This is a genomic window from Mesorhizobium sp. M7A.F.Ca.AU.001.01.1.1, assembly GCF_004022735.1.
GTDB lineage: Bacteria > Pseudomonadota > Alphaproteobacteria > Rhizobiales > Rhizobiaceae > Mesorhizobium > Mesorhizobium ciceri.
The window spans coordinates 1-8576 of record NZ_RZPF01000226.1; the positions used below are offsets into that span (position 1 = coordinate 1).

Genomic DNA, 8576 nt, shown 5'->3' on the forward strand with positions numbered 1-8576 from the left:
GGTCGAACGGCAGCGTATGGCAAAAGAACGTCTCGCCGGTGAGATACTGGAAATAAGGGTTCTCCACCCAGCGCTCGCACAGCACCTCATCCGACAGGTTGAAGGTGTGCTTGAGGATCGCCAGCCCCGCCATCAGCCGGGTCGGCAGCGGCGGCATGCCGGGGCCGTCCGAATAGACGGCGCCGAAACGCTCCTCCAGCACCGGCCAGTCGATCGCCTGCGCCAGCCGCACCAGCTCGTGCTTCATGTTGATGATTTGGTCGAGCCGGGAGCGGAACAGGTCCTGCTCTCCCGTCTCGCGCTTCTCGCGTGGCCTGGACATTCGCTGTCCCCTCGATTCGCCGCCGCCGAACCGAGTGAATCACGCTCCGCGCCACAAGGGAATCGCAAAACCGAATTGCAGGAAAACAGCGTCCAAATACCGCTAATCCTGCAATTCCAAAGCCGCTATCCGCCTCAATCAACAGGCCAGATCAATGGCTTGCGGATAGTTCACGGCCGACTCACTATTTCTATGCTGAACAGTCTCGCCTGAGTATATGTTTTAGCTAGTCGCTAATTAGACGGAATTCTGCCAGTCTGCATTCCCCCCTGATCTGATGTAGAGCAGCTTCCAAGTGGGAATTAGCCCCCCATCGACCGGATCGGGCGACACGAACATGCGCTGAAGGCTTGGCGGAACGGCTACTGGGACCATGATGCTACTCGAATGCAAGATAGTGTCAGAACGTCCCGGGAAGGCTGCAGGCAGGGGATGTCAGGTCAATCAGCCTATAGATATGATACCGCCCATTCGCTGAGACTTCACGATGGGCATAGGAGGTGGGAATTCTTGCCTTGAGATGGACGCGGCTGTCGGAGCAGGCGAGCACGGCAGCAGCGATGGCCTGAACCTTCGGGCCGCTGACAAAAACGTTCACCACCGCACGCGAGCCGAACCCGTCGAGATACGTCTCGAAAGCATCGAGGTGGGCCATCAGCCCGAAAGCCTGGATGTCGCGAACTTCGCCATCTTCGAGCCGGTGGGTTTCACGTACCTTGGCCACCTGTTGATCGAGCAAAGCATCGATATGCGCATTCTTGTCGCTTCTTGGGACGAGGAGCGAGATCCGTTCCGGACTGACGATATCGATCAATCCGTAGAATACGTCGGCATCTCCTCCGATCCCCACGAGCAGGACTTTCTCTTCGCCCATTCCTCCGCTGCCTTGAAGATGAGGGACGGTGACGTATCGGTCCAAGCCGCTGGAAAAATCCTCTTTGCCGATCGCGTTCCCGTAGATACCTTCGGCGTACCCGAATTCGAGAGACTGAATCGACATTTTCTTGAATGCCACCGCAATCAGCCATTGGATGTAGATTCGCGGCATCGTCGAGCACTCGACGAAAACCTTCCGCAGGCTTCCTTCGTATGAGCCACATGAAGCGGCCATCTGAGTGAGCAGGTGATCGAGGAGATTGATGTTCTTCTGATACTCGATGGAAGGCTCGAGGGTGATCACAGTCACTTCGACGCCCCATCGGGTACCCATAGCGATGAGCTTTCGCCGGTTTTCTTCGACGGCTGGGACGTTCGCTTCCTTCAGAGCAAAGTCCAGAACCACGATCTTGCCGACCTTCAGGTCAAGATGGTTTTCGAACGCGGCGAAACGCGTTTCCCATCCAAGCGCGACGATCGCGATATCTGCCTCCATCGTTTCGCAGGTACCTGCATCTCTCGCCTTCTCGGTGACGGCCAGATGGCCGAAGACTCGATACTCGACAGTTGAAGCGGTCATTCGAGATCGCTCTCGAAAAGCGAGTGCTGGAATTCGGTCTTGAGTGCGGGCCGCGCGACGAGCTCCTTAAACACCGAGTCGGCCCAGTCTTCTGGGAGCCGATGCCTGGTAAAAAGCAGGTCGACCATCCGCGCCGCAGGGATTGTGTTGATTTCGTACGGGCCGCGATAGGAGAACCCGAAGTAAGGTGCAAATCGCCGATGCAATCTGATCATCATCTCCTTCGATGCGGGGTCGGCGCGGTCCACCTCAAAGTTGCCGGCGGCGGAGACCTCCCGGATAAACCCATCCCTTTCCGCCCGACGCAGGACCTCGTCCAGTTTTCCGCTGGGTTGCTCCAGTCGGTTCACCAGCGAGCGCATTTCCTTTAGATCAACCCTGAAAATGCCTCTCTCTGTCGTTCCTAGAGCATTTTCTTCGGCAAACTCTGTCTGGAGGCGAGCGGTCAGGTAACCCAACGCCCGCACCATGCGCACGCTCTCTTCTTCGTACGGATGTGAAAGCGCCTGAAGTCCATCAAGCTTCCGTTGAGAGGCGGCGTTCACAGCCTGTCTCTGCTGTTCGAGATGAATCTGTAAATCCGAGTTGATGAATTCCACCAGTTTTCGTGGATCACTGGAACTCGGAACACTGCGGCGGAAGATCTCTCCCATTATATCAAGGAAATCGCGTATACAGACGTCGCTCAATGATGTGATGATCTGGTGCCCTACGTACGGGTAGTCATGCAGACGCAGCATCTGGCACGCTTTCAGAAAAGCCCATCCCTGTTTCCGGGCGATCGACCTCTTCAGATTTGAAGCATCCGCCTTGCTCATGGGCCGGCGCTTAATTTCCGGGTTCATGAGCGCGAGCGCCAGCCCTTCGGCATAAGGGCGCGCTTTTCGATCAAGAAGGAATTGCTGCTGATCCGCCGTCCTCAAATTCACGGAGAGGAATTCACGTGCTGCATCAGCAAGTGCCACAAGCTCTTCTCTGCCCTCGGAATGACCCGATATGATAACCCGCTCGATGATGTCATTGACGGAAAGCCGCCCCAGCCGGTTTTTGAGCGAAAACGCGCTGAGCGCATCGTTGCGCTCGAGATCACTCCGCAGATGGTCAGGAAGCGCATAGTACAGCCGAAGCGACGACACGTTCTCGCACAGCGTGGCGAACTCCCTCGGATCGACTGAATCAAGATTCTCGACGTCCCGGTCAGCATTCGAGAGCGACTGGCCGGGTATGATCGTCCGGATCGTGTCGTAGAGGCCGCCGATGTAGGCGAGGACCCATTTCACGTTGCCGCGCGTCTTTCTCACCAAGGTGTTCAGGAACTGCTGTTGGAGCGGTGTCAGTGCTTCACAGTCGTCAATCAGTATCTTGAAGAAGGGCGCCCTGTCACCGGCGAAAGATGGGCCATTTAAAAGTGGAGTGATCGCGGTCGCGACCTTGTTAATGATCGCGCCAGGGTCTGTTGCTCTGAAGCCGGTCGCTCCGGCATCGGCGGCAAAGAAGAACGCGTTGAAGCATTCGTCGACGTACCGGGTTATCCCACCCCGCAGCTCATCGATGCTGAAGAAGTCGAGACGGGCAGGTTGGGGTATGAAGTGCAGCACTTCGCGATGCAGTGCCAGGGCGACGTCCCTATCTTCGGAGGCCCGGTATTTCAAGTGGCCGTCGCGTCTGAGCTGGCCGATGCTCTCGAGCAGGCGTTCGACTATCTTCAGCTCCAGATAGTGAGAGAAGATTACGAATTGCCGCGGGATCACGGCGGCCGTGTCGAAGCGTATCCGCTCCGGAATGAGGTTCAGAACGGCGTTGTCGATTAGGGGCGAGAATGTCTCATTGAGCTGGAAGAAGACGCCATACCAAGCGAGCTTGCCGACTTGGTCCGAGAGACTTTTGTCTTCAAGAATATGGACTGTGGAAAGCGAGCGAAGAATGCTGGTCTTGCCGCTGCCTCTCGTCCCTGCGACGAAGACCGGCTTGGCGGCGGCAGAAATCAACGCCGACTTCTGACTGAACCACAGTATCGGGCGGCTTTCGTACTCGATCCTGTTGGGGCCGAACGGATTCTCCATCGCTATTCGTCCCTTACCTTAATGCGCCAAGCCGAGTTTGCCTTGGTGAGGCCGTCTATCTCGATGAAGCGCGCCGCTTGGAGCATCAGAAGAGAGTCTTCCAGATCTAGCCCGAGCTCGGCGGAGGCAGCAATCTCAGTGATCTCGTCCCAGAAGAGTAACCCATTCCCGCGCCTGGTGGCATGGTCGCGCAGTCGGCGCAGCAGGTCAAACGTGTCGTTGTTCAGAAAGGCCTTGCCGTTGGACATGGTCGAAATAAAGCAATGTTCGCCTTCCATGACCGTCCCGTCGGCGACATTGGTGCGGTAGGGTATAAGTCGGATGCCGACGAGCTCTCCCTGATCGGTCGTGAAGAAGACGAGCTCATTGAAACCTGACTGTATCTCTGGTGCTGAGATGCAGATCAATTTGCCGTCCGGAAACCTTGGATCGTTGACGATCTCGACCGGATCAGCATGTATGTGTCCATGCAGGTAGACGATAGGCTTGTTGCCCTGCAGCAGCTGAGTTCTGACAAATCCGCTGTTGAGCATCTCCGCGTATGGCGTAATGCGCGGAGTCTTTTGTGGCAGCAGATTGTGATGGCCGATTATGATGCCGTAACGCATGTCGGGCTGCTGGAGCAATTCCTGTAGGCCTGCAAGCATCTCACGCGAGATGTATGGCGTGTCCATCTGACCGTAATACTCGTCGTCGGACGCCTCCTTGTCTGGATCGCTGGGAGGTGTCGCGGGCGAATGTCCCGAGATGTCCGGCGAGCCGAGATCTAGAGGCTCTGTAGAAGGACTGAGTGCCTCGAGACGATCACGAAGGAACGCGGGAAGGTTTTGAAGCTCCCAACTGCCTATCGCTGTGTTGACGAGGATGAAGTTTGCGCCTGCGGATCCTGTCGGAAGTCTGAAGTGCACGGGTTGGTCCACGGGAACGGTCTGCCAACCCAAGCGGGCGGCTAAACTCGCCATTTCGCTGAATTTCTCAGTCGGTCCAAGTTCGCGCGCGTCATCACGGTTCACATCGTGATTTCCCGGTACGAATATCAACGGAAGCGCCTTTGAACTGCGTCCCTGTGCGCGGCAGAGCAACGTGAAATGCTGGAATGCCGAAGCAATGAAGGTCTTGTCGCCACGGCTCGTGAAATCCCCCATGAAGGCGATCGAATCCAAGGGCTTCGAAGTCGTCAGCCGCCGAAGTTTCGTCAAGACGGCACGCAGCGAAGACGCGCGTAGCTTCTGCGTTATTTTCGGAGCGAACTTGCTATCCTTGGCATCGATGTTGCTAGAGGAAGGATGCCAGTCCGGATAGTGAATATCGCCTACTTGAAGGATTCGCACCCGCCGCATAACTCGCCCCCCTGCCGAGAGCCATAGACTAATCCGTTCGCTTTTGCCAAGCGCGAACGATCATCCGCAGTGTCCTTAACGAGGTAGCCTGCACTTTTCGAGAATTGCCACGGCGGCTATTTTTCGGCTGTGAAGCACACGAGACCCGTGACGTGAGACCCAGTTGCTCAATGCCCAGTTGCTCAATGAGCTTTCTTACGAATAAGGGAGAATTTCCGCGGCCGGACTATCTCTGAGCGAGCGTGCATGACTGCCAACGGAAGGTCTTGCACGCACCCTTGCGATCTTGAGCAATGGTCGCCATGACTTTCTTCTTGCAGGCTTTTGAGTGGCCCAGCCTGCGATCACCAGACCCCACCGATTCTAAAGAGCGTGGCAGATGGGATAGTCGAGGTTGCCCGTGCACAGTCACGCTCAGGGCTTGCGCCGCCCAGAGGACACGCTGAAAAGGCAGATTGGGGCGCAAGCACGCCATTCACGAGAGGTTCGACATGAAGACCATGCAAGAAAAAGACATTCCGGCATTCGTACAAGCAGTTGTGGACGCCGGCTGCAAAATTTGCGCGATTGGCAACTTGGGATACGTCTTTGGCGATGCTGATTTCACGCCAGCGCAACGGAGGGCCGTCGAGCCACAGCTGCGTAGGATTGCTGAAATCTACGGCGAACGCGATCATCTCATGAACGAGATAGCTGTATATCTGCGGTCGATCGGACGCCATGTCGAGGTTGAGCCGAAGACAGGTATTTCCTGATGGCCGTGATCGCGAGAAGCCGTCTTCCAACCTCTGAATCCTAAAGGAGGTGACCCCCAAGGCCGTTCGTCACCTTCGACCAGAATAACCACATCCGTGACCGCCTGAGCTACTTGGTCGATACGCGCACATGGCCAATACAGTTTCTCCATCCTTCACGAAGCGAATGAGGCTTTGGCCATTCAGCCCCGGTCTACGGGGCGTGACTTGTCCCCGATGCATGCGCGAGCTCTCCGCCCGGCTGGCCGCCGGTCGTCGCCACCGGCCGAAGGCGCCCGAATGCGCTTGACAAGATAGCGTCAGCCCGTTCAACCTAAGGCATTCACCAGGGGAGTCCCGGCAAGGGGCTGAGATACTGCTGGCTTTCGCGGCGCAGTGACCCGTTGAACCTGATCCAGTTCATACTGGCGTAGGGACGGTGCAAGCGCTTTGCGGGAGTTTACGCCCGAGGTCCTGTTGCAGCAGGTCTACAGAAGCGTCTTTTCATCCTTCCGGCACAGAACTGGGTCTCCAATGCATGAGCAAAGGAGCCTCACGATGAATGCCCTCACCCCCGCCGTATCGACGGGACCACTGCCCGCCTCGCGGAAAATCCACAAGCCCGGCGTCCTCTACCCGCAGATCAGGGTGCCGATGCGCGAGATTTCCGTCCATCCGACGGCCGGCGAACCGCCCGTCACCGTCTACGATCCGTCCGGCCCCTACACCGATCCATCAGTCGAAACCAGCATCGAAAAAGGCCTTGCCCGGCTTCGCCACGAATGGGTCACGGCGCGTGGCGATGTCGAAGCCTATGACGGCCGCCACGTCCGGCCGGAAGACAATGGATTCGCCACCGGCGAGCGCCTGACACCGGAATTTCCGATACGCAATCGGCCGCTCAAGGCCAAGCAGGGCAAGGCGGTGACCCAACTTGCCTATGCGCGCGCCGGCATCATCACGCCAGAAATGGAGTTCGTAGCCATCCGCGAGAATCTCGGCCGCGAGGTGATGCGCGGCAAGCTGCAACGCGACGGCGAAGCCTTCGGCGCGGCGATCCCAGATTTCGTCACACCCGAATTCGTGCGCGACGAGGTGGCGCGCGGGCGCGCAATCATTCCCGCCAACATCAATCATCCCGAGAGCGAGCCGATGATCATCGGTCGCAATTTTCTGGTCAAGATCAACGCCAACATCGGTAACTCGGCTGTCACATCGTCGATGGCCGAAGAGGTCGAAAAAATGGTCTGGGCTATCCGCTGGGGCGCGGACACGGTGATGGACCTGTCGACCGGCCGCAACATCCACAACATCCGCGACTGGATCGTGCGCAATGCGCCGGTGCCGATCGGTACGGTGCCGCTCTATCAGGCGCTGGAAAAGGTCAACGGCATCGCCGAGGATCTGAACTGGGAGGTCTACCGCGACACGCTGATCGAGCAGGCCGAGCAAGGCGTCGACTATTTCACCATCCACGCCGGCGTGCGGCTGCACTACATCCCGCTGACCGTCGACCGGGTCACGGGCATCGTCTCGCGCGGCGGCTCGATCATGGCCAAATGGTGCCTGCACCATCACCGGGAGAGCTTCCTCTACGAGCATTTCGAGGAGATCTGCGACATCGCCAGAGCCTATGACGTCTCCTTCTCGCTCGGCGACGGCCTTCGTCCCGGTTCAATCGCCGATGCGAACGACGCGGCGCAATTCGCCGAACTGGAAACACTTGGAGAACTCACCAAGATTGCCTGGGCAAAGGACTGCCAGGTGATGATCGAAGGCCCGGGCCATGTCCCCATGCACAAGATCAAGCAGAACATGGACAAGCAGCTCGCAGTGTGCGGTGAGGCGCCGTTCTACACGTTGGGGCCGCTGACGACCGACATCGCGCCGGGCTATGACCACATCACCTCAGGGATAGGTGCCGCCATGATAGGCTGGTTCGGCACCGCAATGCTTTGCTACGTCACGCCGAAAGAGCATCTCGGCCTTCCCGACCGCAACGACGTCAAGATTGGCGTGATCACCTACAAGATAGCCGCCCATGCAGCCGATCTGGCGAAGGGCCATCCGGCAGCGAAAACCAGGGATGATGCCCTTTCGCGCGCGCGCTTCGAGTTCCGCTGGGAGGACCAGTTCAACCTGTCGCTCGACCCCGAAACCGCACGGTCCTTCCACGACCAGACCTTGCCCAAGGAGGCGCACAAGCTGGCACATTTTTGTTCGATGTGCGGGCCGAAATTCTGCTCCATGCGCATTTCCCACGACATCCGTGCCGAGGCCCAGAAGGAAGGCATGGCGGCAATGGCGGCAAAATACCGGGAGGGCGGCGATCTCTACATGCAGGCGGACGAGACTGGCGTACCGGTCGTGCCAGAGGCTCCCAAACCATCATGAGGGTGCTCGTCAAAGGGGCCGGCGTTGCCGGCCTCACCGTCGCTTTCGAACTCGCCGCCCGCGGCGCGACGGTCACCGTCGCCGAGATGCGGCATGGCCTTGGTGGCAACGCGTCGTGGTTCGCCGGCGGCATGCTGGCGCCATGGTGCGAGCGCGAAAGCGCGGAGCAGCCGGTGCTGGATCTCGGACGCGATGCTGCCGACTGGTGGGATGCGGTGCTGTCGGGTCAGGTGACACGGGCCGGGACATTGGTCGTGGCCGCGCCGC

At 58.3% G+C, this 8576-nt stretch carries 7 protein-coding genes and 1 riboswitch; of the genes, 3 read left to right on the top strand and 4 right to left on the bottom strand.

Annotated features, from left to right (window positions below; all coding sequences use genetic code 11):
- The 4 genes from EN884_RS15720 to EN884_RS15735 all read right to left on the bottom strand — a co-directional run.
- Nucleotides 1-322: transposase (locus EN884_RS15720; RefSeq protein ID WP_164753654.1), on the bottom strand; the 322-nt coding region annotated here is incomplete at its 3' end.
- Between the two features lie 400 nt (nucleotides 323-722).
- Complete coding sequence (locus EN884_RS15725; RefSeq protein WP_063169411.1) at nucleotides 723-1778, bottom strand: hypothetical protein; 1056 nt, start codon at nucleotides 1776-1778, stop codon at nucleotides 723-725.
- Nucleotides 1775-3841, bottom strand: coding sequence for a hypothetical protein (locus tag EN884_RS15730; protein ID WP_063169412.1), 2067 nt, complete (start codon nucleotides 3839-3841; stop codon nucleotides 1775-1777). The genes EN884_RS15725 and EN884_RS15730 overlap by 4 nt, the downstream gene beginning before the upstream one ends.
- A 2-nt stretch (nucleotides 3842-3843) precedes the next feature.
- Complete coding sequence (locus tag EN884_RS15735; RefSeq protein WP_063169413.1) at nucleotides 3844-5181, bottom strand: metallophosphoesterase; 1338 nt, start codon at nucleotides 5179-5181, stop codon at nucleotides 3844-3846.
- Nucleotides 5182-5672: 491 nt separating this feature from the next.
- Between EN884_RS15735 and EN884_RS15740 the strand changes: the two genes are divergently transcribed.
- From EN884_RS15740 to EN884_RS15755, 3 genes are all read left to right on the top strand, one after another.
- Complete coding sequence (locus EN884_RS15740; RefSeq protein ID WP_082826710.1) at nucleotides 5673-5936, top strand: hypothetical protein; 264 nt, start codon at nucleotides 5673-5675, stop codon at nucleotides 5934-5936.
- 317 nt (nucleotides 5937-6253) lie between these two features.
- Nucleotides 6254-6370: riboswitch (TPP riboswitch) on the top strand.
- 103 nt (nucleotides 6371-6473) lie between these two features.
- On the top strand, nucleotides 6474-8309 hold the full coding sequence (thiC, locus tag EN884_RS15750) for a phosphomethylpyrimidine synthase ThiC (RefSeq protein ID WP_063169414.1): 1836 nt from the start codon (nucleotides 6474-6476) through the stop codon (nucleotides 8307-8309).
- On the top strand, nucleotides 8306-8576 hold a 271-nt coding region (locus EN884_RS15755; RefSeq protein WP_128360619.1), incomplete at its 3' end, for an FAD-dependent oxidoreductase. The genes thiC and EN884_RS15755, both read left to right, overlap by 4 nt.

Excerpts from the sequence above, each read along its gene's own strand:
- EN884_RS15735 (WP_063169413.1), bottom strand. The coding sequence starts at position 5,181 with ATGCGGCGGGTGCGAATCCTTCAAGTAGGCGATATTCACTATCCGGAC.
- EN884_RS15730 (WP_063169412.1), bottom strand. The coding sequence starts at position 3,841 with ATGGAGAATCCGTTCGGCCCCAACAGGATCGAGTACGAAAGCCGCCCG.
- EN884_RS15725 (WP_063169411.1), bottom strand. The coding sequence starts at position 1,778 with ATGACCGCTTCAACTGTCGAGTATCGAGTCTTCGGCCATCTGGCCGTC.
- thiC (WP_063169414.1), top strand. The coding sequence starts at position 6,474 with ATGAATGCCCTCACCCCCGCCGTATCGACGGGACCACTGCCCGCCTCG.
- EN884_RS15740 (WP_082826710.1), top strand. The coding sequence starts at position 5,673 with ATGAAGACCATGCAAGAAAAAGACATTCCGGCATTCGTACAAGCAGTT.